Origin of the sequence: Bacillus sp. JAS24-2 (genome assembly GCF_008274905.1) — a bacterium.
GTDB lineage: Bacteria > Bacillota > Bacilli > Bacillales > Bacillaceae_G > Bacillus_A > Bacillus_A cereus.
The window spans coordinates 614673-638702 of sequence record NZ_CP031068.1 but is presented as its reverse complement, the minus strand read 5'-3'; the positions used below and the strand labels follow the sequence as shown (position 1 = coordinate 638702).

Below are 24030 nucleotides of genomic sequence, written 5' to 3'. Positions count from 1 at the left end.
TTCTTTACAAGAAGAGGATGAGTACTCTCATCCTCTCACTTTTACTATCTACTTTTCTGGTTTTTGTCCAATCCATTTCTCATATAATTTGTCATACTCTCCGCTTGCTTTCATGTCTTTAATTAAAGTATTAATCTCTTTCGTTAAATCATCTGCCCCTTTTTGCACTGCAATTCCATACGGTTCATCTGTGAAAATTTTTCCTACTACTTCATAATTAGAATCTTGTTTTGCCATTCCGTAAAGGATCGCATTATCTGTCGTTAACACATCACCTTTACCTGCCTTTAACGCTGTAAATGCCTCACTATAATTTTCAAACTCTAATACAGTCGCTTCTGGTGACTTTTGACGAATGTTATTTGTAGATGTTGACCCTTTTACAGCTAATACTTTAACGCCTTGTTTTATATCATCGACACTCTTAATATTGCTTCCTTTTTTCACAAGTAACGATTGTCCTGCTTTAAAATATACATCTGAAAAATCCACTTCTTTTTTGCGTTCTTCCGTAATTGTCATTGTTGCAATAATTGCATCAATATCACCATTTTTCAGCATTGGAATACGTGTTTTAGACGTTACTTCTTTCAGCTCTAGCTTCTTTTCATCTCCAAGAATCTTTTTCGCAAGTGCCTTCGCGACATCAACATCGAATCCTTCTACCTGCCCTGTTGAAGGATTTTTTAATCCAAATAAATTCGTATCATTCTTCACCCCAACTACTAATTTCCCTCGTTTCTTAATTTGCTCAACAGCCCCGCCTTGCTTCGTATTTGTTTCCTTTGCCTCATCTTTCTTACTTCCGCAACCAGCAACAACAAGCACGAATAAACATGAAAATACGATTAAAGTAAATAATTTTTTCATTTTAAGCATGAAATTCCTCCTCTAATGATTTAGCACCCGACTTAAAAATAAACGAGCTCTTTCTTGTTCAGGGTTTGCAAAAAAGTGCGCCGGTGTTGTATCTTCAATAATTTGACCATCATCCATAAATAAGATCCTATCTGCTACCTCTCTAGCAAATCCCATTTCATGTGTAACGACAACCATCGTCATCCCTTCTTTAGCCAGGGCCTTCATAACATCAAGTACCTCTCCAATCATCTCTGGATCAAGAGCAGACGTAGGCTCATCAAACAGCATAATTTCCGGCTGCATCGCAAGTCCTCTAGCAATTGCTACCCTTTGTTGTTGTCCTCCGGATAATTGATGCGGATATACATTAGCCTTCTCTGGGATTCCTACTTTCTCTAAATAAAGCATTGCTGTTTTCTCTGCTTCTTCTTTGGAAACTTTATTTACTTTAATCGGTGCTAATGTAATATTTTGCAGAACTGTTTTATGTGGGTATAAATAAAAATGTTGAAAGACCATCCCAATATTTCGCCGCAATTCATTCATGTCCGTTTTTTTATTGTGTACCTCTGTATTTTGTACAATTAATTCTCCATCTGTAATTGCCTCTAATTGATTTATACATCGAAGCAATGTACTTTTTCCTGATCCTGAAGGCCCGACAACTACTACCACTTCGCCTTTTTTCACTTGCACATTAATATTTTTCAAAACTTGAAAGTTACCATAATATTTATTTACATTACGAAATTCTATCAACATACTCCCCCTTCCCCTAACAATGCATGTACATTCTTTTTATATTCAAAAATAGTCCCAAAAATAACTTTTAGCTTCAATTTGTCCATAAAAAAAAGCAAAGAGTTTCCCCTTTGCTTCTTCATTTCTATTCTGTTAAGATACTTCTTCTTTCTTATCTTTCCCGTATTCATGCTCCCAAAAATCAGCATTTTTAATTCCTAATGGCCCTGGATCGAATACTGGATCTTTTCCTTCTTTTTTCTGTTTTTCATAATCCTTTAATGCGACTAATGCAGGTTTTTGTAATAGTAAAATCGCAATGATATTTACCCATGCCATAATTCCTACCCCAATGTCGCCTAAAGCCCAAGCCGTTGCTGCTGTTTTTATACAGCCGTAGAATACAGCTCCTAAAAATACAAACTTTAGTACCATAGACATCCAAGGGCGATCTTTATCACGATTTAAGTACGCGATATTCGTTTCTGCAATGTAGTAATACGCCATAATTGTTGTAAACGCGAAGAATAATAACGAGATTGCAACGAAACCGTTTCCAAATCCAGGGAAAACAGATTCTACTGCTGCCTGTGTATATCCCGGCCCTGGCTGTGCACCATTTAATTTATTTACGATAAAGTTTTTTCCGCTTGCATCAAATACGTTATACATGCCTGTAATAATCATCATAAATGCTGTTGCTGAACAAACAAATAATGTATCAATGTAAACGGAAAATGCTTGCACTAAACCTTGTTTAGCTGGATGTGATACTTCAGCAGCTGCTGCTGCATGTGGTCCGGTTCCTTGCCCTGCTTCATTGGAATAAATACCACGTTTTACTCCCCAAGAAATTGCCAAACCGATAATACCACCGAAAGCCGCCTCTAATGCAAAAGCACTTCTTATAATTAACATAAATGCTTCTGGCAATTTTTCAATATTCATAGCAACAATGACGCAGGCTACTAAAATATAGCCTATTGCCATAAAGGGTACGACAACTTGCGCTACGTTAACAATTCGCTTTACTCCACCAAAAATGATAAGAGCTAATACAACAACCAATATAGCCCCTGATACGGTAGTATTAATACCAAAAGCCGTTTCTAAACTTACAGCAATACTATTTGCTTGCACACCTGGTAATAAAAGCCCTGTTGCAAGAATTGTCGCTGCAACGAATACTAAAGCATACCATTTAACTCCTAGACCTTTTTCGATGTAATAAGCAGGTCCACCACGAAACTGCCCTTGATGTTTCGTCTTATATATTTGCGCGAGTGTTGATTCAACATAAGCTGATCCTGCCCCTAAAAAGGCTACTGCCCACATCCAAAATACAGCTCCTGGTCCACCGAATGCAACCGCTGTTGCTACCCCAGCGATATTCCCTGTCCCAACACGTCCTGATAACGAAAGTGCTAACGCTTGGAATGAAGAAACACCAGCCTCTGATTTTTCTCCTTGAAATGTCAGCTTCACCATTTCTCCTACGTGCCTTACTTGTAAAAACTTCGTTCGAATAGAAAAATATAAACCTACTCCTAAACATAAATAAACAAGTGCTGGACTCCAAACAATATTATTTAACCAATTTACGAAAGTTTCCAACATTCCCCCTCCTTCTTTATAAAGAATATTCAGAATATATATAAAATTATAAGTGCATACCGAATCTAGGACAATATTATTTTAATAAAGTAAACATATTTTTGTATAAAAAAACAAAGTATATATTTGTTTTATATACTTTGTTTTGAACTAAATGTATTATATATTCACAATTGCTTCTCTTTTAATAATTCTTTCGTATAGCTCTTCTGATAATTTCAAGAAGTTATCAGGCATATCTTTCCCTTTAAACTTCTTCTGAAGCGTTCCATATAAACCTATATCACGTAAACGCAAAAATAGTGGCAACGATTCATACCAGCTATCCGCCAGCCTGTGCTCATACTCATATCCTTTTCGTAACACTTGTAACTGTTTACGAGCAAAATCTGTCTTCTCTTCTGCTGTCCACGTTGTAAATAGAACAGAGTAGTATAGAACCATCGCTAAATCATGTATAAAGTAATTATAAGCCGCATCATCAAAATCAAAGATTGTTAGCTCTTTACCATCATAATGAAAATTACCTTGATGGATATCACCGTGCATAAGACCGAACGTTTCTCTTTCAACTGGAAGGGCCTTAATTTCATCCATTAGTACCGCTGCAATCTTTTTCACTTGACCATCTTCTAATTCATTAACAATTCCACTTTCGTCTTCTTCCCACGTATCACGGTAGTCTGTTTTAGGATATTCCATTGTAAGGCGATGCAGTTGCCCAATCGCTTTTCCCCATGCTTCAAAGAGAGGCTCGCCCCAATAAGGCGATTCTGCTCCTTTTACTTGCTCACCTTTTGCATATGTAAATAAAGAAGCGAAAAAGAACGTTCCATCCTCTGCTACGATTTCTTCTACGAGATTTCGAGACGTTGAATAAAGAGGTCCTGCTACCTTTGCCCCATTCTCCGCAACATATCGTAAAAAATCTAGTTCAGCCTCTACCTCTTGTTTAGAACGATGAGAAGAATGTGTTAAACGTAATACGTAATCTTCATCATTATCACCCTTCGCCTTAAAAATATAATTCTCAAAATCTCCAAGTGGCTTTTCTTCCACTGTTACATGAAACAAATTCGCTGCTCTTTTTAAAATCTCTTTCGTAAAAACACGTTCTACAGCTATTTCCATATATATCCCTCCTATATATCTTCTTAATTCGACACAAATGTTAGAAGTACTGCTATGAAATTGAATAATGCACAAAAGACAATGTAACGTAACCTTCAATCCTCTTTTTTTAAAATAATTCAAGCATAAATTTCTCACAAACGACAAAAATTAACAGAAACAATTGCACTTTAAGAGAGGTGGAAATTATGACAGAGCAAAAAGAACAACAAGAGAGTAAAAACCAAAAGCATATGTTTCCATCACTTCCGGAGAACATTAATTACATTGAAAATAAACTTTCTCATTCTGATGATATAAAAAAATTAGATCTCCCTTTTCAAAACGGAAAAGGAGCAATCTTATATATCGAATCTTTAGCAGATCCAAATCTAATTCATCAGTTAGTCCTTGAGCCATTATTAACGCGATCAGATTTATCTTTAGATAAAGCTTTTTCTACGCTAAATATGAAAAAAGAAACGAATTTAAATTATGGGATACAACTTTTATTACAAGGTAAATCCTTATATTTTCATGAACACGTCGACAGTTTTTGTATTTTCGAAACAACCTTATCTTTAAAGAGAGATATAGCAGAGCCTGATAATGAAGGAGTTGTGCGCGGTCCACATACTGGTTTTGTAGAGGATCTAGCAACTAATTTAACCTCTATTCGTAAACTCATTAAGAGTCCAAATTTAGTTGTTAAGTATTTTACACTCGGTGAAGAAATGCACACGAAAGTGGCAATTACTTATATGCAAAATATAGCGAATGACGATTTAGTTATAGAAGTGAAAAGAAGATTGGAAACCATTAAAACGGATGCACTTATGCCACCAGGATACATACAAGAATTTATAGAGGATACGTCTTTCTCCCCATTTCCGCAGCAATTAAATACAGAGCGTCCAGATAGAACTGTTGCTAATTTAATGGAAGGGCGTGTTGCTATTTTATCTGATGGAGATCCAACAGCGCTCATCGTTCCTGTTACGTTATTTGCTTTCTATCAATCACCAGATGATTATAATAACCGTTGGATTGTCGGTTCTTTCGTCCGAATGATTCGCTTAGTAAGTTTTTTAATTGCCTTTCTCTTACCAGCTTTATATATTGCAACTGTTGCTTTTCATCCTGATGTGTTACCGCTCGAACTTGTGTATACGATTAAAGCTTCATTAGAGAAAGTACCGCTTCCTCCTATTTTTGAAGCTCTCTTAATGGAGTTAATTTTCGAGTTATTACGAGAAGCTGGTATTCGCTTGCCGAGCCGCGTTGGACAAACAATCGGTATTGTAGGTGGTTTAGTAATTGGGGATGCAATTGTAAAAGCTGGACTCGTTTCTTACACAATGATCATCGTTGTAGCTTTAACTGCAATCTCATCTTTTCTCGTTCCATCAAACGATATGAGTTCAGCAGTTCGGATTCTTCGTTTTCCATTAATGCTCCTTGCTGCCATATTCGGATATGTAGGAATATCATTCGGTCTCATTATAACTTTCGTTCACTTATGTCAGCTTCATTCATTTCATACACCATATCTTTCTCCTGTTGCCCCGATGCGGATTAAAGATATGAAAGATTCTTTCATAAGACTACCAATTTGGTCATTTTGGGAAAGACCACATGATCCAAAACCGAAAAAAATGCAGCGCCAACATGTAACGAGAGAGGGTGAGGACGGTGACAAACACGCAAAGTAAAATTTCACTTGTTCAATTTACCTTTTTCGTTATTCAATGCCAAATTGGGGTCGGTATACTATCTCTACCTAACCGGCTTCATCCGATAGCAAAAGGTGGTGGTTGGATTTCTGCGCTCATCGCGGGGCTTGCCATTCAACTTATTATTTTACTTATGTGGCTTTTCTTAAAACGATTTCCTGATGCAGATATGTATAAAAGTGTTTGTATGCTATTTGGTAATAAGTTAGGAAAACTATTGGGCTTTTCTTATGTTTTTTATTTTACCCTTATCGGTATGACGGTTATGTTAAATGCTTGTAACGTCATTAAAGTGTGGGTTTTACACGCAACTCCGTGGTCTGCAATTCTCATATTATGTACAGTAGCTTGTTGTTATGTAGCTTATAACACATTTAAAGTCATCGTACGATTTTATGTCATGGCCTCTATTCTCATTATTCCAATGGCTCTTTTAATTGCCCTAGGGCTTTCACGAGCTGATTTCTCTTATATTTTTCCTATTACAGAAGCCGGATGGTGGAATATAATTCAAGCATCCAAGGAAACAATTACAGCCATGTATGGTTTTGAAATTATTCTTATCGCTTTCCCAAAAGTAAATGGGAGTTCTATTGCAAAACTGAAGGCCATTTCTATCGCCAATGGATTTGTAACTCTTTTTTATACTTTTACCGTTTGGATTTGCTTTATCGTATTTAGTCCAAAGCAAATTGAGCTTATTCCAGAGCCAGTTGCTTACTTATTACGCTCCTTGCATATTGGAATTATAGATCGAACGGACCTAATCTTCATCCCAATTTGGATGATAACAGTTGTCGCTTCTATTGCTAGTTATTACTGCGCTGCTTCAATCGGAATTGGACATATATTCAACCTTGCTAATCATAAAAAGGCTGTTCCAATCGTTGGTATTATTGCTTTTAGTGTAGCCTTATTTATAGATACACCTGAAGAATTAAAAGTAATTTCAACTTTCACTGATAAGTTCACCTATATTTTCATCGTTGTCCTCCCTCTTTTATTTCTACTTTATTCAATAATAAGAAAGAAGAAAGGAGAACAGTATGTTCCCAAAAAGAGTTAAATTACTTTTAATATTATGTACTAGTTCCCTCCTTTCTGGCTGTTGGGATCAAGAACCATTAAGGGAGGCAAGTTTAGCTTATAGCGTTGGAGCTGATATTACGGAAGAGAATAAACTCCAGCAAACAATCGAGCTCGTAAAAAGTTCAAGCGGAGAGCAATCTTCATTTGAGAATGAAATATATTCAGCAACCGGGCATAACATAATGGATACAGGCGATGCCCTAAAAAAAAATGTGACTGGGAATATTCGCTATTTTAAATATGGTGTTCAATTACTCGGAACCAAAATTCTAAAAAAGGGTATACTCCCCTATTTAGATGTCAGCTTTCGAGATCCAACAAACCCAACTGCTTTAGTAAAACTTATTGCAGTAGATGGTGAAACATCGGAGATACTCGAAAAAAAGAAAATAGGAAATTTACTAATTGGAGATTTTCTAAAGAAAAAAGTGAAAAGCTTAGAAGATATGAGTGTATTTCCAAAAGAAACTTTAGAAACAGCTGCTACAAAAATGTTAGATCCCGGTAAAGACTTTACCCTTCCTTCTATAAAAATAAGAGGAAAAGAAGTAGTTACAAACGGGTTAGCTTTATTTAACAATGATAAATTAACTGGGCATTTACCTTTGCAACAATCTGTTTTATTCGTGTTATTAACCGGAAAAATGGGAACAAGTGCCCGTATAACCCAAAAACTGACTAGTGATGAATCTGAGAAGACATCTGATTATTTAACAATGGAAATTAGTAATCGAAAATTAAAACGCGACTTAAAAATAACAACAGATAAAAAAGGAAATGTTTATGCTCACATTAAGCTCCAATTAAAAGTTATAGCACTTGAATCTCCAAGAGATAATATGTATACAATGGACGATAGAGAAAAACTAAATAAAGAACTTTCTAAACAACTCACGAAAGAAGCGAAAAAAATAACACGAAAACTACAAAAAGCAAATTGTGATGCTTTCGGTATTGGAAGACATCTTATCGCTTATCATCCTAACTTATGGAAGAAAAAAAATTGGAATAAAGATTATGCAAAAGTAAAATTCAAACCTGAAGTAGAAGTAAGCATTTTGTATAGTGGTGTCTTAAAATAAAAAGGTTGTATGCCGCTCGGGCATACAACCTTTTTATTTCGTATATCGATACACAATTGATTCATATGGTCTTAAGTTAAGTTTTGCAATATCCTTGCTGGCATCTTTATAATTCGACAGTAGTACTTCTTGTTTCATTCCATCTAACTGAACGTGCGCTGGTACTGAATACGTTATTTCTTCTCCATAGAAGTTATTTATAACAAGTAGTACTTCACTTTCTGTAGTACGAGTATATGCCCAAATTTTAGGATCATTTTTATCCAAAATAGCATATTCTCCTTCTGTAATTACATCATACGTTTTTCTAAGCTCTATTAACTTTTTATAATGATAAAATACGGACTCTTTATCTTCTAATGCCTTCTCTACGTTTATTTCTTTAAAATTTTCAGCCGCTGAAATCCAAGGTGTACTTGTTGTAAAACCACTGTTCATCTCTTCATTCCACTGCATCGGAGTGCGAGAGTTGTCACGAGATTTTTGCTTTAAAATCCCTATAATCTCTTCTTTTGATAGCCCTTCTTTTAGCTTTATATCGTATATATTTAACGATTCTACATCACGATATTGCTCGATGGACTCAAATTTAGGATTCGTCATACCGATTTCTTCCCCTTGATAAATATAAGGCGTTCCTTGCAGCATGTGCATGGCTGTCGCTAACATTTTTGCAGATTCGTTTCGGTACTTTCCATCATCACCAAAGCGTGACACGATGCGAGGCTGGTCATGATTACACCAAAATAACGCATTCCATCCTCCGCCCTTTTGCATTTCAATTTGCCAGTTAGACATAATCTCTTTTAATTTAATAAAATCAAACTCTGCTTTCGTCCACTTATCACCATTCGGATAATCTACTTTTAAATGATGGAAACTAAACGTCATGCTTAATTCATTACGCTCAGGATTAGAATATTTAATACAATTATCAATTGTCGTAGATGACATTTCTCCAACTGTAATGACATCTTTTCCTGCAAAAACATTTCGGTTCATCTCTTGTAAATATTCATGAACACGCGGGCCATCTGTATAATACTTGCGTCCATCACTTGTCGCAGTACTACCTTCATCGTTTAAAAAACATTGGTCTTTTGAAATTAAGTTAATGACATCTAATCGGAATCCCGTTACCCCTTTATCCAGCCAAAAGCGCATCATATCATATACTTCTTCACGCAGTTTTTCATTTTCCCAATTTAAATCAGCTTGTGTTTCATCAAATAAATGTAAATAATATTGCTCCGTCTTCTCATCATATTTCCAAGCAGATCCACCAAACTTAGACTGCCAATTATTTTTTTCATCACGCCAAATATAGTAATTACGATATGGACTATTTTTATCTTCCTTCGCTTCTTTAAACCACTTATGTTCAGTCGAACTATGATTTACAACAATATCCAGCATAATCTCAATGTTACGTACTTTCGCTTCTGCTAAAAGTTCTTCAAACTCTTCCATCGTTCCGTAAGATGGATCAATGCTGTAATAATCACTTACATCATATCCATTATCATTTTGTGGTGATTGGTATATCGGTGTTAACCAAATATAATCCACTCCGAGTTCTTTTAAATAATCTAGTTTCTCTGTAACCCCTTTTATATCACCGGTTTCTCTATTGTAATAACTATTAAAGCTCTTCGGATAAATTTGATAGACTACACTTTTATGCCAATCCTTCATGTTTAACTTCCTCCTACTTCTGTTTCACTCTTTTTGCAAATAACCATGTTAAAGTAAATGGGATTACAACTGCAATAATCATTCCGACAATAAACATTGGAATCGATTTCGGAATGATAGAAATAAATGCTGGCAATCCCCCAATTCCGATAGCAGGTGCTAATACACCATTTAATGTAATGAATATCGCTGCCACAGCAGACCCTATAATCGCTGCATAAAACGGGAACTTATTTCGTAAATTCACACCAAACATCGCTGGTTCTGTAATACCGAAGTATGCTGAAATGGCTGATGTTGATGCCATACTTTTATCATTTTGATTTTTAGAAATCCAGAACATCGCAAGTGCCGCACTACCTTGCGCAATATTAGAAAGAGCAATCATCGGCCAAATAAATGTACCGCCATGTTGTGCAATCAATTGTAAATCAATTGCAATAAACATATGATGCATACCTGTAATTACAAGTGGTGCATATAACGCTCCAAATAATACTGCTCCAACTACTGGTACTGTTTCATATACACCTACTAATCCTACTGTTAATAAATCTCCAATATGACGTGTAACCGGACCAATAATTCCTAATGCTAACACACCTGTCACAACGATTGTTGTAATTGGTACAACTAATAATTGAATTGCATTTGGTACATGTTTCTTTAAGAAAATTTCTACTTTACTTAACACAAATGCAGCTACTAAAACCGGCAAGATTTGACCTTGATACCCTACCTTTTCAATTTGGAACAGTCCTAAAATATCGAAGTACTCAATCTTTTGTCCGTCTAAACCAGTCGCTGCTTTTCCATAGTCCCAAGCGTTTAATAAGGCCGGGTGCACAAGCATTAATCCCATAACAATCCCTAGTATTGGACTACCACCAAAACGCTTCGTTGCTGACCACCCGACAAGTGCTGGTAAGAATACGAATGCTGTATTGGCCATCATATTAATTAAATCCCAAAGCCCGCCTAAGTTCGGATAAACATCTAATAAATTTTTCCCATCAAAAAATAAGTCCTTTGCGCCTAATAGATTGTTAATACCCATTAGTAAACCAGCCGTTACGATCGCTGGTAATATCGGCATAAATACATCTGAAAATATTTTTACAAACTTTTGAGCTGGATTTAACTTCTGATTTCCAGAGTCTTTTACGTCAGCTACAGTCGATTCTTTCATACCCGCAAGCGTTATCAATTCAGCGTAAACACGATCTACATCTCCTGGACCAATTACAACTTGAAATATACCAGCGTTATGAAACGCTCCTTTCACTAATGAAACAGACTGTAATTTATCATTATCTATTTTACTTTCATCTTTTAAAGCGATACGGAGCCTCGTCACACAATGTGCAGCTTGTTCAATATTGTCTTTCCCACCAATATACTGCAACACTTCCTCTGCTGTTTTACGATAGTCTTTCCCCATATTCCCGTCCCTCTTTTCTTTTTTGATACCGTTTACAATTACATATTAACTCGTATATATAAGTTAGTCAACACTCGTATATACGAGTTTGTGTTTTTTTTTATAAAAAAAGAGATGAAACAATATTTTGTTCCACCTCTTTACTTCCTGCGTGCCACATCCGAAAAGTGAAAAATATCTAAACGGTGGCGTGATTCTGTATATTCAAACTGACTTCCATCATACAAATGTGTAAAGTTTTTCACAACGACAACATAGTCTGTTCCATTTAAATCTAAATACTTTCTGTCATCCTCTGTACATGGCTGTACTTCAATTACCCTCTGCGAATAACTAATATGTAGCCCAAGCTCTTTCTCGATGTATTTATAAATCGATGCAGTTGCAATTTCTTTCGTTAATCCTGGAATAAACTCAGATACAAAATGATTTATATCTAAAATTACTTTTTCTCCATCAATATTTCGTACACGTTTAATATGATCAATCTCTGTTTTTTCTTTTACATTTAATAATTTTGCAATTTCTTTTGTGGCTTTTTCTTTGTCCATTTCCACAACTTCCGTAATACAATGACGTCCCAAACGTTCATTTTCTTCTTGGAAACTTACAATACCGCCAAAATTAAATTCAATATTTTTTCGCTTTAAAACAAAAACACCTTTTCCATGAATTTTTTGCACATATCCACGCTCTTGCAGTAAATCTACAGCTTTTCTCACCGTGCCTCGGCTTGCCTCATACTGCTTCATTAATTCTGTTTCTGATGGGATTTTGCATCCCTCTTTTAATTGTTTATTATCAATAGATTTACTGATTTCTGTATAAATTTGTTCATACTTACTCATCATCTACAATAGCCCCTTGTCACCTTCTAATTCTATATGTATTATAACATGCTTCACTCTTCTGCCAATCTCTCACTTATTTTCCAGTACAAGAAAAATATAGGTAAATATTTAATCTTTAAAACGTATTTTTATAAAAATTTTTATATTTTTCTTTTCATTCAAAAAAACATGTAGTATACTAACTTCAAAATCAGAGGAGAAAGGGAGCAAAGAACTATGCTTACTTATACAACAACTGTAGTTACATTTGCACAAAAACATCATCATCATACGTAACCCTTGAAACCTAGCGGAAAAATTACGCGTAGGTACAAGGGTTATTCCCGTTGTACCTACGCTTTGGCAAAAGAGCCATGTAGGTATTTTTTTATCTACATGGCTCTTTTTTTATTGTCAAAAGCTAGTAAAAAATGATGTTTAAGCAAAACTTACTACAAAGGAGTTAACAAAAATGGAAACGAAAAAGTGGGGATTATGGGTTTTAACAGCATTTGTTATCGGGAATATGGTTGGCGGTGGCGTATTTATGCTTCCAGCAAATTTAGCACAAGTATCAGGTCCAATGGGTTCTACACTCGCATGGAGTATTACAGGCCTTGGCGTATTTATGATTGCACTTGTATTTGGAAATTTAGCGATTCGTAAACCAGAATTAAAAGCTGGACCACAAAGCTATGCTCAAGCGATGTTTCCTTCAAAAAAAGCTGGTAAAGTTGCAGGATATAGTATGGCATGGGGATATTGGGCTGCTAACTGGGCTGCAACAGCATCTGTTATTATTTCCTTTGCTGGATATTTATCAACATTCTTTCCAGTTTTACAAAGTAAGCAAATTCTTTTTTCAATAAATGGATTTTCACTGGAGCTCGGAAAAGGATTAACTTTCCTCGTATGTAGCCTTATGCTGTGGGGAATTCAATATATTCTTTCGCAAAATATTGATCGAGCTGGAAATATGAATCTACTTGCTACTATTGCAAAAATTATCGGATTTACAATGTTTATTGTAATTACATTGTTCATTTTCAACGCCTCTAATTTCGGAGACGGTCAAACCTTTATGAATGAAGCAGGACAATCAATCTCATTAGGTGGCCAGATCAATTCAGCTGCTATTGCAACACTCTGGGCATTTATCGGTATTGAATCAGCAGTTATGCTTTCTAATCGTGCAAAATCACAGCGCGATGTAAAAAAAGCTACGATTTTCGGATTAATTATCGCTCTTCTTATTTACATGTCAATTACTTTACTTACAATGGGAGCTCTTCCGCAAGATGCTTTAAAGGAGTCTCAAAAACCGTTAGTAGATGCATTAAATTTAGCAATTGGAAATAAAGGCGCGTATATAATGGCCTTACTCGCTCTTATATCTTTATTTGGATCTACAGTTGGCTGGATCGTTGTTAGTTCAGAAGTACCTTACCAGGCAGCAAAAAATGGACTTTTTCCTAAGTTTTTCGGGAAAACAAATAAAAAAGGTAGTCCTTCAAAATCATTATTGATTACAAATGTAATGACGCAAATTTTCTTATTTTCAACGATTTCTGGTACTGTTTCAGAAGCATATAGTTTCGCTATCGTCGTAGCAACATTAGCCTATTTAATTCCATACCTTGTTTCTACCTTGTACCAATTAAAATTAGTTATTACAGGAGAAACGTATGATATACTACCAGGATCTCGAGTAAAAGATGGAATTATCACTACATTGGCATTGGTATACTCCATTTGGGTTATCAAAACGGGAACTGCTGATTTAAAAACGTTCTTCTTAGGAATTGGATTGTTTATATTAGGTCTTATTCTTTATCCAGTACTAATGAAAGACTCACAAAAAACGGATTAAATAAAGAGAAGCTGCTGGCTTCTCTTTTTTATTAAAAATCTGTAATTAACTTTTCTTTTAGCTCTCCTACAGATAAAGGTTTCGCATAATAAAATCCCTGTACATAATCACAGCTCATTGATTGTAACAAACTCTCTTGCTCTACTGTTTCTACTCCTTCAGCAACTACTGCTAAATTTAAACTATGAGCAATTTCAATAACGGATTTTACAATCGTTCGTTCTGGTTGTGCGTGATCATAATGAAATTCACGAATAAAATTACGATCAATTTTTACAATATCCAGTGGTAGTTGTTTTAAATAATATAAGGAAGAATAGCCAGTTCCGAAATCATCCAAAGCAATTAAAACACCCATATTTCTTAATTCTTGTAATGTAGCAATAATATAATCAAAATGGCGGACTGCTATGCTTTCCGTTATTTCTAATATTAAACGGTTCGGAGGAAAACCAGTTCTCTTTAAAATGCTACGTACAGAGAAAATAAAACGTTTCTGCATTAATTGTTGTATAGATAAATTCACTGATAACTTTAGTCCTTCTTGATAATTGGGCAATGTTTTAAACAATCGGCACGATTTTTCTAATACCCAGTCTCCTAGCTTTATAATAAGTCCAGACTCTTCAGCTACCGGGATAAATTCGTTTGGTGAAATAGGTCCATCTTCTGTCATACAGCGTACTAGAGCTTCTATACCAGAATATCTCTTCGTTTTCAAATCAATAATAGGCTGCAATACTACATCTAACTCTTCATCACGAATTGCCTTTTGCAAAGCAAACTCAACTTTCATTCTACGATTTATTTTCGCGCGTAGCTCATCTGTAAAGAAACATGCAGCATTTCTCCCCTGTTCTTTTGCACTATACATAGCTAAGTCGGAGTTTTTCAATAATGTTTCCACGTCTTGTCCGTCTTGTGGATAAGAACAAAGTCCTAGACTAGCTGAAATATATACTTCATGGCCTTCAAGAATAAATGGTGCCTGGAAACATGACAACACAGATGTCGCTAACTGCCTCATATCATCTTGTCTATGATTTTTTGTTAACAGCACAAATTCGTCGCCACCTAGCCTAGCCAGAACATCTTTCTCTCCTAGTACATAATGCAACCTTGAAGCGACTTCGCTTAAAAGTAAGTCCCCTATCATATGACCTAACGTATCATTTACTAATTTAAAACGGTCCAAATCAAAGTAAATCATACCAAATTCTTTTTTATCTGCAATCAATTTATTAACGGTCGTTATTAATTGCAAACGGTTCGGCAAACTCGTTAAAGCATCATGATAGGCAAGTTCCCTATAACGACTTTCACTTAGCCGCAACCTCTGTTCCGCTTCTTTTCTACTACTAATATCATTTCGTATTGCGATAAACTGGTAAGGCTCTCCTTTTTCATTTAAAAATGGAACAATTGTTGTTTTGACCCAATAATATGTACCATCTTTTGCTCGATTCCGAATCTCACCTGTCCATACTTTCCCATTCAAAATACGTTTCCATAAGTTTTGAAAAAAGGTTTTCGGATGATGACCTGAATTTAAAATACGGTGATCTTTTCCAATTAATTCTTCTCTTTTGTATTTAGAGATTTCACAAAATTTATCATTTACATATGTAATAAGACCTTTTCGATCTGTAATTGCAACAATTGAAGACTCATCTAATGCTAACTTTAAATCTCGCAACGAAGAGTCATATAATGCATGACCTCTCTGTTCTAGCATGCGCATCTCTCCTTGCTTCTATCTGACTAAAACACAACCTGTTTCTCTTCATAGAAATAGAGATATTTCATTTTCTAATACTAGCCCTTTACATAAATTATCTTTTTAAATAAACCGATTAAAATAACATAATATTATTTGTAATAAAAAGCAATATTATACCGTTTCAATTATAACTGGTAGCTTCCCATATCTCTAATTACTTCGCGCCTTATTATACCGCAATCCTTTTAAGTAGCTCTATGCAAGCCTTGTTTCCAACTAATACCACTCATATCTGATCTCTTTGTTTTTAATAACGAAATAGAAATTAGATCATACTACATAACTATTCACAAATAATAATATGAAAATCTACATTAATGTGCATGTTTTTGAATTACAATAACAAAATATTAACATATTTCCACCTTAACTTTGGAATTATTTTATAAATAAATACTGTATTAAACTAAAAAAGAGGATAGCCTCTTTTTTAGTTTAATACGAATATGGTATTTGCTGATAACCTGGGTATGGCATTGGATACGTTACAGGGTATGGTGATGGATAAGCTACTGGATATGGAGCCGGATAATATCCTCCACTTGTTGCACCTGTTAATGCACCAGCTGTCAGTCCGCCTAACACTCCTCCTGCAAAGCTTCCAGGGAAAAATCCGCCTCCCCATGAACTACCACCACCCCAGCCCCATCCGCCTCCGTGATGATGATGGTGATCATAGTGATTGTGTCCTCCATGGTGATGATGTCCACCATGATTGTGTCCTCCATGATGATGATTTCGATAGTACAATCCATTATTTTCTATATAATTCATGTTTCTCCGCTCCTTTTCGATTTTTTCATTTTCATATGCGTTAAGAGTGGGATAAAAAATGGGATAGTACACTGTATGTAGGACAAATGCGGAAAGTATAGGTGAAATGTCTATATTTTGTAAAAAAAGCAAAACACCTTATAATAAAGATGTCATATTACATCTTCTATTTAAGAAGTCTATATTGAAAAAAGATTAGGGGAATTATATAGAAATGAAGAAGCCTATCGTTCAATTACTATTAATATTTACAATTGTATCTATCGTTCTGTTCCTATTAAATACATCGTATATTTCGTTATATACATTTGTCGGTGCTCTATGGTCCATCACAATTGTCGGAATTTCATTCGTTATTTTTATAGAAAATAGATCTCCACAAAGTACGTTAGCATGGTTTTTAGTATTAGCACTTCTTCCTATTATAGGTGTGCTTTTATACGCTATTTTCGGACGCAGCCGCTGGAGAAGAAAAAAACATCTCCATCGTTCAGAAGAACAAAGAAAATTATTCCGTGAAATATTAGAAGGAAGAAGACTAGAGTTATTACTCACAGTCTCACTAAATGAACGTTCCATACATTTAACAGAAGTCATACAAAAATTTGGAGGTGGTCCTGCCGCAGATAAAACAACTACAAAACTTTTAACAAACGGAGATCAAACATTTTCAGAAATTTTGCGAGCTATAGAGCAGGCAAAGCATCATATACATATTCAATACTACATTTATAAATCTGATGAAATTGGTACAAAAGTTCGAGATGCTTTAATACAAAAAGCAAAAGATGGTGTTATTGTACGCTTCCTTTATGATGGCCTTGGAAGTAATACGTTACGACGACGATTTTTGCAACCTATGAAAGAAGCTGGGATTGAAATTGTAGAATTTGACCCTATTTTTTCAGCTTGGTTACTTGAAACTGTCAATTATCGTAACCATCGAAAAATTGTTATTGTAGATGGAAAAATTGGTTTTACCGGAGGACTCAATGTCGGTGATGAATATCTTGGCCGTTCCAAGAAATTTCCTGTTTGGCGTGATAGTCATTTAAAAATAGAAGGAAAAGCATTATATAAATTACAAGCAATCTTTCTAGAAGACTGGCTCTATGCCTCTAGTGGTTTAAATACTTATTCCTGGGATCAATTCATGAATAGACAATACTTCCCAGGTAAAGAGATTTCAAATGCAGAAGGTGCTGTTCAAATCGTAGCAAGCGGACCAAGCTCCGATGATAAAAGTATTCGTAATACATTATTAGCTGTTATGGGCTCTGCAAAAAAATCCATTTGGATCGCTACACCCTACTTTATTCCAGATCAAGAAACTTTAACATTATTACGCTTAAGTGCAATTGCCGGAATAGATGTACGGATTTTATATCCAGGTAAAAGTGATAGCATCATTAGTGATCAAGCATCTCAATCCTATTTCACTCCGCTTTTAAAAGCTGGTGCTTCTATTTACAGTTATAAAGATGGTTTTATGCATGCAAAAATTGTACTCGTTGATGATACAATTGCAACTATTGGAACAGCGAACATGGATGTACGTAGCTTTGAATTGAATTACGAAATTATTAGCGTGCTTTATGAATCAAAAACAGTTCACGACATTAAACGTGATTTTGAAGAAGATTTTAAACATTCAACTGAAATTAAATGGAACTCTTTCCAAAAAAGAAGTATAAAAAAACGCATATTGGAGTCTTTCATGAGGCTCATTTCTCCTTTACTGTAGGCAATCAACTTCATCTTGATTGCTTTTTCTTTTCCCTTTATCCTCCTTCCTTTTCTTTGCATACCATATTAAAACAAGTTATCATAAGATGTATTACTTTATGAAAATAATGTTAGGTGGGAAATACATGTTAGAACAATTTCATATACATGCTGATTTAAAACAACAGCTTTCTACGATTCATGAAAAGAATAAACAAGAAGCTGGTGAAAATGCACATTTAATCGGAACGAAAATATATAAAGCGTCTGATAATAGCATTATTGAAGATGCGATTACAGCACTTCTTCTTGGCAAGAACATTCTATTAAAAGGACCGACTGGTAGTGGTAAAACAGTACTAGCGGAAACTCTTTCTTCTTTATTCCAAAAACCAATGCATAGCATTAACTGCTCTGTCGACTTAGATGTAGAGGGGATTTTAGGATACAACACACTACAAACGAAAGATGGTGCATCTGAAGTTTCATTCGTTAACGGTCCTCTTATGAAAGCAATGAAGAACGGTCACTTCCTATATATTGACGAAATCAATATGGCAAAACCTGAAACGTTACCACTTCTTCACGGCGCATTAGATTACCGTAAAATGATTACAAACCCATTTACACAAGAGGTTGTATACGGTGATGACGAATACCGTGTAATTGCTGCGATTAACGAAGGTTACGTTGGAACAAGTGAACTAAATGAAGCGTTAAAAAACCGTTTCGTTATTATTGAAGTTCCTTACATTCAAGGTGATACATTAAAAGAACTATTATTAGCAGAATCAAAATTAAATGATGTTGCAACAATTGAAAAGTTTGTTGCATTTGCAAGCGACCTTATGCCTTTAGCTCGCGATGGACGTGTAAGTGAAGAAGCAGCAAGTATTCGTGGTATTATCGACGCATGTGATTTAGGTGTATATATTCCTGTTATGCGAGCGATTGAACGAAGCATAATTGCAAAACTTAATGATGAAACAGAACAAATGACTGTCCGTGAATTAGCAGAAAGTTATTTCTTTGAGGGATAATTTATGAGACAAATTTTTAGTGACAAAAAAATTGATGCGTCGCTGTTTCTACAAATGGAAAACTTAATGTATGCCCTTCTAAAAGAAGACGATGCCTATCTTGAATATGGCTATAAAGCATACTACGACGAAATTGAAAAGAAAGTTGTCATTAGTCACTTTTGGGATGATCGAAAAGAAGAAGATACAGTAATCGGATTAAAAAGCGAAGTGTTCTTAAAAGCACTTGGTAATAAACATTACTCGGACATGACTTTAATTCGTTCTTATGCGATTGAATTGCAAGAATCGCCCCTAAAAAAGTTTTTAACACAATTATTTGTTCTATTAGAAGATTTACGCGTTGAGGAAATCGTAAAGAACTTACGTCCTGGCACGAAGCATGTTTTTAAACGTCGAAAAGAAATGTACCGCAATTATTTCGGCTCTCAAAATGAAATAAACCGTGTTCGTAATTATCACGGTGATCGTCTATTTTGCCTATGCTATCTTTCATTAACTAGCGATAAATACGAAATGTTTAATAATGAATATTTTGAGCAAATTGAAGCGATTTTACATGAAACATTCCAAGCACGTAATACAGAAGATATTATGTATATCGTTGAGAAAATTCGCTATCGCTTAGAGGCGCTTCTTGAAAGCGATATGCTTAACAACTATTTCGGACATGCTCCACTTTACTTATCTGTCCTTGCAGACGAAAAGAACTGTCGCGTCGAAGATTTAGCAAATGATGATACGCAGCTTATAGATGACGATGAAAATAAAAACAAAATGGATGAAAGTTTCTCCACATGGCATCGTGAAAATAAAAATAACGAAAACGAGAACTTTTTACGCTTTGAATTAGAAAGCGGAACAAAAACTAATATGATGGGTGATACTGCCCGTGAATCAGAAGATGGCGACCAAGCACTTGGTTCTGTACAAGGTACTTCACAAAAAAGTACACAATCCAACTTTGATGGCGCTGATACAGAAGAAGCAAGGGCTTCACACGCTTCTAGCCAGCACGACGGTGCATACGGTAAGTATAATGTAGGTGCTTCTCATACATTTAAAGAAGCTCGCAAACCAAACTCAGATGAGAAAAAAGATTACCAAGCTATCAAATCAGTCGTCAATAAAGATGTAAAAGAATTAAAGAAAATTATCGAAAAAACGATTGAAAATAAAACGAATGCGAATAGTGATAAATATTACGGAAGACTTCGTAAGAAATTCCTTCGTATTTATACCGAAAAACAACCGCGTATGTTTTATAAAAAAGGACAAGAGTCACAAGAACTGGATGTTGCATTCCAACTGTTAGTTGACTGTTCTGGTTCTATGTATAACAAAATGGAAGAAACGAAGAAGAGTGTTGTACTATTCCATGAAGCTTTAAAGTCTTTAAAAATCCCGCACGCTATTAGCGGATTTTGGGAAGATGCCTCTAGCGCTAAACCTGAAGATAAGCCGAACGTTATTCATGAAGTTGTAAATTATAAAAACTCAACGTTGCCAAACGTTGGTCCAGAAATTATGCAACTTCGTGAAGAAGAAGATAACCGCGACGGATATATTATTCGTATCGTTTCTGAAAAACTTGCCAAAAGACCTGAGAAACATAAATTCTTACTAGTCTTCACAGACGGTGAGCCTTCTGCGCTAGACTATCAACAAGACGGAATTTTAGATACGCATGAAGCTGTTAAACTCGCGCGTAAAAGTGGTATGGAAGTAATCGGTATCTTCATCGAAGAAGGCGAAGCGAAAGAAGCAACTTATCAATTGATGAAAAACATTTATAACCATCACTTCTTAGTTGCAAATCATGCTGAAGATTTACGATTGAAGATTAAACCATTGCTGAAAAAACTATTACTGAAGACGATTGAATAGAAAATAGGAGCCTTGTGGCTCCTGTTTTTTCGTTCAATTACTTTGTTTCTGGTTGAAACTTGTATGGAATGGCTACTTCTAATAAAGATTCAAATCCTCCGTCATAGTATGGGAAACGCTCATTCGCAATTGTTCGATCTACCCACTCTATTGCAGAAATTTCACCTTCATCTTCCGCAATAAGTTCCCCTTTTACTACATTCGCTCGGAATGTAAAAAATAGTGCATGATTCCCTGATTCTTCAAAGAATTTTTCATTGATCGCAACAAGCCCCCCAGCCAAGGCGGTTAAACCTGTCTCTTCTTTCACTTCTCTTATTAGTGCTTCCTCTAATATTTCACCTTTTTCCACAGCCCCACCTGGCAATGACCAAACGTTTTGTTCTACATTATGTACCATTAATATTTTATCTGTTTCTTCGTCATGTATTAGTGCGTATACGACATCAACTCTTTGCATAAGACTTCTCTCCTCCCAAAAATAATGAAGAGCCGATTCCTAAGAATCGACTCTTCCTATTAATTCATCACTAACTCAGCTGTGAGCTTTTTTTTTAACTTAGCCAGCATGTCAGTTGTCATTTTGTCTAAATCGTATTCTGCTTTAAAGCCCCACTCTTTCATTGCTGCAGTTGCGTCAATAGAGTTTGGCCAGCTATCAGCGATTGTTTGACGAGCTGAATCTACTGCATAATCCATTGTAAACGTCGGAATGTGTTTACGAATTGACGCTGCAATTTGCTCTGGCTCGAAGCTCATTGCTGTAATGTTAAATGCATTTCTATGCACTAGCTTACTTGGATCAGCTTCCATTAATGAAATGATCGCTTGTAAAGCATCAGGCATATACATCATGTCCATGTACGTTCCTTCAGCAATGTATGAGGTGTATGCACCTTTTTTAATCGCCTCATAATAAATTTCAACTGCATAATCAGTCGTTCCGCCTCCTGGAGGAGCTACGTAAGAAATTAAACCTGGGAAACGGACACCGCGCGTATCTACGCCAAATTTTTGATGATAATAATCACATAGTAATTCTCCTGCCACTTTGTTTACCCCATACATCGTAGTAGGACGCTGAATTGTATCTTGCGGTGTATTATCTTTTGGCGTCGATGGACCGAATGCACCGATAGAACTTGGCGTGAAGAACTTACAGTTTAATTCACGAGCTGCTTCTAATGCATTTACAAGTCCGCCCATATTTAAGTTCCATGCAAATAACGGATTTTTTTCTGCTGTTGCTGAAAGTAAAGCTGCTAAATGAATAATTGTATCTACTTCATTACGCTTTGCGATATCATGTAGTTTTTGTCCATCTGTTACATCTAACGTTTCAAATGGACCAGACGTTACTACTTCACTATCTGTTTCACGAATATCTGTTGCAATAACATTTGATGCGCCGTATACATCACGAAGTTTCATTACTAGTTCAGAACCAATTTGCCCTAAAGAACCGGTTACTAGAATTTTTTTCATTTTCCCCACTCCTCATTTGCAAGCTATTCAAAAGATGTCGTTACTTAAATGATGCCCATTTCTTTTCCTACTTTTTCATACTTAAGAATTGCTTCATCTAACATTTCTTTCGTATGAGCTGCTGTAGGCATATTACGAACGCGCCCTGTTCCTTTTGCTACAGTTGGGAACACGATAGATTTTGCGTATACCCCTTCTTCATTTAGACGTTTACTAAATTCTTGTGTTAATACTTCGTCCCCAATGATACAAGGTGTAATTGGCGTTTCACTTTCTCCAATGTTAAAGCCAAGTTCTTTTAATCCTTGTTTCAAGTAGCGGCCATTTTCCCATAAGCGATCGTGTAACTCTGTGCTTTCCATTAAGATTTCAATTGATCTCATGCAAGCTGCTGCATCAGCTGGTGTTAATGCTGTAGAGAATAAGAATGGACGTGAACGAACTTTTAACCAGTCAATTAAGTTTTGTTTCCCTGCTACATATCCACCAATTACCCCAATTGCTTTTGATAATGTACCAATTTGGAAATCAACTTTATCAGAAAGACCGAAGTGCTTTACAGTTCCTGCACCTTTTCCAAGTACACCTGAACCGTGTGCATCATCTACGTATGTCATTAAATCTAACTCTTCTGCAATCTCAACAATTTCTGGTAGTTTTGCAACATCTCCATCCATTGAAAAGACACCGTCTGTAATTACCATTAATTTATTGTAAAGACCTGATTCTTTCGCCGCAATTGCTTTTTGGCGTAAATCTTCCATATCCGAATGTTTATAAACAATAATTTTTGCTTTTGATAGACGACTACCATCAATAATAGAAGCATGGTTTAATTCGTCTGAAAGAATTGCATCATTTTTATCCATAACAGCTGAAATCGCTGCCATATTACAGTTAAATCCTGATTGATAAGCAATTGCTGCTTCTGTATGTTTAAACTTTGCAATTGTTTCTTCTAACTTAATATGCAAATCTAAAGTACCGTTAATTGTACGAACAGCCCCTGCTCCAACACCGTACTTATGAATAGCACCAATTGCTGCTTCTTGCAAACGGCTATCTGTTGCTAATCCAAGATAGTTGTTTGAAGATAAGTTAATATATTCTTTTCCGCCAATTGTAATGATCGGTCCATTTGAACTCTCAAGCGGATCAATTACGTTATAAAGCCCCTTTGATTTTAAATCCTCTAAATTTTCTTCTAAAAATTTCGCAAGTGTTTTACTAGACATCGTGAAGCCTCCCATCGTTCATGTAAGCGGATTATTGT

Annotated in this window: 19 protein-coding genes; 7 read left to right on the top strand and 12 right to left on the bottom strand. The window is 35.6% G+C overall.

From position 1 onward, the window contains the following. Positions 1-48: 48 nt before the first annotated feature. The 4 genes from glnH to DN407_RS03270 all read right to left on the bottom strand — a co-directional run bounded on the left by glnH (position 49) and on the right by DN407_RS03270 (position 4347). Positions 49-879, bottom strand: a complete 831-nt coding sequence (gene glnH, locus DN407_RS03290) for a glutamine ABC transporter substrate-binding protein GlnH (RefSeq protein ID WP_000916491.1) — start codon at positions 877-879, stop codon at positions 49-51. Positions 880-891: 12 nt separating this feature from the next. Next, positions 892-1623, bottom strand: a complete 732-nt coding sequence (locus DN407_RS03285) for an amino acid ABC transporter ATP-binding protein (RefSeq protein ID WP_044584131.1) — start codon at positions 1621-1623, stop codon at positions 892-894. Between the two features lie 132 nt (positions 1624-1755). Next, positions 1756-3216, bottom strand: coding sequence for an alanine/glycine:cation symporter family protein (locus DN407_RS03275; protein WP_033689169.1), 1461 nt, complete (start codon positions 3214-3216; stop codon positions 1756-1758). A 159-nt stretch (positions 3217-3375) separates the two neighbouring features. Further along, positions 3376-4347 carry a phosphotransferase enzyme family protein gene (locus DN407_RS03270; protein ID WP_097797268.1) on the bottom strand — a complete coding sequence of 324 codons (972 nt, stop codon included), beginning with the start codon at positions 4345-4347 and terminating at the stop codon, positions 3376-3378. A gap of 188 nt (positions 4348-4535) precedes the next feature. On the opposite strand from DN407_RS03270, the gene gerKA reads away from it, so the two are divergent. Genes gerKA through DN407_RS03255 form a run of 3 tightly spaced genes read left to right on the top strand, consistent with a single transcriptional unit; the run spans position 4536 to position 8230 of the window. Beyond that, positions 4536-6038, top strand: coding sequence for a spore germination protein GerKA (gene gerKA / locus DN407_RS03265; protein WP_149216005.1), 1503 nt, complete (start codon positions 4536-4538; stop codon positions 6036-6038). Beyond that, positions 6019-7125 (top strand): GerAB/ArcD/ProY family transporter, encoded by a 1107-nt coding sequence (locus DN407_RS03260; RefSeq protein WP_000185796.1) that lies wholly within the window; start codon positions 6019-6021, stop codon positions 7123-7125. Before gerKA ends, DN407_RS03260 begins: the two co-directional genes overlap by 20 nt. Then, on the top strand, positions 7106-8230 hold the full coding sequence (locus DN407_RS03255) for a Ger(x)C family spore germination protein (protein ID WP_000484129.1): 1125 nt from the start codon (positions 7106-7108) through the stop codon (positions 8228-8230). The genes DN407_RS03260 and DN407_RS03255 overlap by 20 nt, the downstream gene beginning before the upstream one ends. A gap of 33 nt (positions 8231-8263) precedes the next feature. On the opposite strand, the gene treC is transcribed toward DN407_RS03255, so the two are convergent. From treC to treR, 3 genes are all read right to left on the bottom strand, one after another. After that, positions 8264-9925: an alpha,alpha-phosphotrehalase gene (treC, locus tag DN407_RS03250; RefSeq protein ID WP_000656144.1), complete on the bottom strand. Its 1662-nt coding sequence runs from the start codon at positions 9923-9925 to the stop codon at positions 8264-8266. 13 nt (positions 9926-9938) lie between these two features. Then, entirely contained in the window at positions 9939-11366 is a 1428-nt protein-coding gene (gene treP / locus DN407_RS03245) for a PTS system trehalose-specific EIIBC component (RefSeq protein ID WP_000513940.1), read from the bottom strand. Positions 11367-11506: 140 nt separating this feature from the next. Then, complete coding sequence (gene treR, locus DN407_RS03240) at positions 11507-12217, bottom strand: trehalose operon repressor (RefSeq protein WP_000987242.1); 711 nt, start codon at positions 12215-12217, stop codon at positions 11507-11509. Between the two features lie 451 nt (positions 12218-12668). Between treR and DN407_RS03235 the strand changes: the two genes are divergently transcribed. Further along, positions 12669-14066, top strand: coding sequence for an amino acid permease (locus DN407_RS03235; RefSeq protein WP_044797131.1), 1398 nt, complete (start codon positions 12669-12671; stop codon positions 14064-14066). 31 nt (positions 14067-14097) lie between these two features. Here the strand turns inward: DN407_RS03235 and DN407_RS03230 are convergent, their stop codons facing one another. Continuing rightward, positions 14098-15801, bottom strand: a complete 1704-nt coding sequence (locus tag DN407_RS03230; RefSeq protein WP_000893350.1) for a putative bifunctional diguanylate cyclase/phosphodiesterase — start codon at positions 15799-15801, stop codon at positions 14098-14100. A 480-nt stretch (positions 15802-16281) separates the two neighbouring features. Continuing rightward, positions 16282-16620, bottom strand: a complete 339-nt coding sequence (locus tag DN407_RS03225; RefSeq protein ID WP_001106403.1) for a hypothetical protein — start codon at positions 16618-16620, stop codon at positions 16282-16284. A 214-nt stretch (positions 16621-16834) separates the two neighbouring features. Between DN407_RS03225 and DN407_RS03220 the strand changes: the two genes are divergently transcribed. The 3 genes from DN407_RS03220 (at position 16835) to DN407_RS03210 (ending at position 21272) form a co-directional block, all read left to right on the top strand. Beyond that, positions 16835-18364: a cardiolipin synthase gene (locus DN407_RS03220; RefSeq protein WP_149216004.1), complete on the top strand. Its 1530-nt coding sequence runs from the start codon at positions 16835-16837 to the stop codon at positions 18362-18364. A 127-nt stretch (positions 18365-18491) separates the two neighbouring features. After that, complete coding sequence (locus tag DN407_RS03215) at positions 18492-19385, top strand: ATP-binding protein (protein WP_000892973.1); 894 nt, start codon at positions 18492-18494, stop codon at positions 19383-19385. A gap of 3 nt (positions 19386-19388) precedes the next feature. Then, positions 19389-21272 (top strand): vWA domain-containing protein, encoded by a 1884-nt coding sequence (locus DN407_RS03210; protein WP_001248851.1) that lies wholly within the window; start codon positions 19389-19391, stop codon positions 21270-21272. A gap of 37 nt (positions 21273-21309) precedes the next feature. Here DN407_RS03210 and DN407_RS03205 read toward each other — a convergent pair whose 3' ends face one another. From DN407_RS03205 to DN407_RS03195, 3 genes are read right to left on the bottom strand one after another with little or no spacing between them, the layout of a single operon-like run. Then, positions 21310-21732, bottom strand: coding sequence for an NUDIX hydrolase (locus DN407_RS03205; protein WP_001189940.1), 423 nt, complete (start codon positions 21730-21732; stop codon positions 21310-21312). A 59-nt stretch (positions 21733-21791) separates the two neighbouring features. After that, complete coding sequence (locus tag DN407_RS03200) at positions 21792-22757, bottom strand: L-threonine 3-dehydrogenase (protein ID WP_000723129.1); 966 nt, start codon at positions 22755-22757, stop codon at positions 21792-21794. Between the two features lie 44 nt (positions 22758-22801). Then, entirely contained in the window at positions 22802-23992 is a 1191-nt protein-coding gene (locus tag DN407_RS03195; RefSeq protein WP_000095905.1) for a glycine C-acetyltransferase, read from the bottom strand. Between the last annotated feature and the right edge of the window lie 38 nt (positions 23993-24030).

Coding starts and splice junctions, on each gene's coding strand:
- glnH (WP_000916491.1), bottom strand. CDS start 879: ATGCTTAAAATGAAAAAATTATTTACTTTAATCGTATTTTCATGTTTA.
- DN407_RS03285 (WP_044584131.1), bottom strand. CDS start 1,623: ATGTTGATAGAATTTCGTAATGTAAATAAATATTATGGTAACTTTCAA.
- DN407_RS03270 (WP_097797268.1), bottom strand. CDS start 4,347: ATGGAAATAGCTGTAGAACGTGTTTTTACGAAAGAGATTTTAAAAAGA.
- gerKA (WP_149216005.1), top strand. CDS start 4,536: ATGACAGAGCAAAAAGAACAACAAGAGAGTAAAAACCAAAAGCATATG.
- DN407_RS03255 (WP_000484129.1), top strand. CDS start 7,106: ATGTTCCCAAAAAGAGTTAAATTACTTTTAATATTATGTACTAGTTCC.
- treC (WP_000656144.1), bottom strand. CDS start 9,925: ATGAAGGATTGGCATAAAAGTGTAGTCTATCAAATTTATCCGAAGAGC.
- treP (WP_000513940.1), bottom strand. CDS start 11,366: ATGGGGAAAGACTATCGTAAAACAGCAGAGGAAGTGTTGCAGTATATT.
- treR (WP_000987242.1), bottom strand. CDS start 12,217: ATGATGAGTAAGTATGAACAAATTTATACAGAAATCAGTAAATCTATT.
- DN407_RS03235 (WP_044797131.1), top strand. CDS start 12,669: ATGGAAACGAAAAAGTGGGGATTATGGGTTTTAACAGCATTTGTTATC.
- DN407_RS03230 (WP_000893350.1), bottom strand. CDS start 15,801: ATGCTAGAACAGAGAGGTCATGCATTATATGACTCTTCGTTGCGAGAT.
- DN407_RS03225 (WP_001106403.1), bottom strand. CDS start 16,620: ATGAATTATATAGAAAATAATGGATTGTACTATCGAAATCATCATCAT.
- DN407_RS03220 (WP_149216004.1), top strand. CDS start 16,835: ATGAAGAAGCCTATCGTTCAATTACTATTAATATTTACAATTGTATCT.
- DN407_RS03215 (WP_000892973.1), top strand. CDS start 18,492: ATGTTAGAACAATTTCATATACATGCTGATTTAAAACAACAGCTTTCT.
- DN407_RS03210 (WP_001248851.1), top strand. CDS start 19,389: ATGAGACAAATTTTTAGTGACAAAAAAATTGATGCGTCGCTGTTTCTA.
- DN407_RS03205 (WP_001189940.1), bottom strand. CDS start 21,732: ATGCAAAGAGTTGATGTCGTATACGCACTAATACATGACGAAGAAACA.
- DN407_RS03200 (WP_000723129.1), bottom strand. CDS start 22,757: ATGAAAAAAATTCTAGTAACCGGTTCTTTAGGGCAAATTGGTTCTGAA.
- DN407_RS03195 (WP_000095905.1), bottom strand. CDS start 23,992: ATGTCTAGTAAAACACTTGCGAAATTTTTAGAAGAAAATTTAGAGGAT.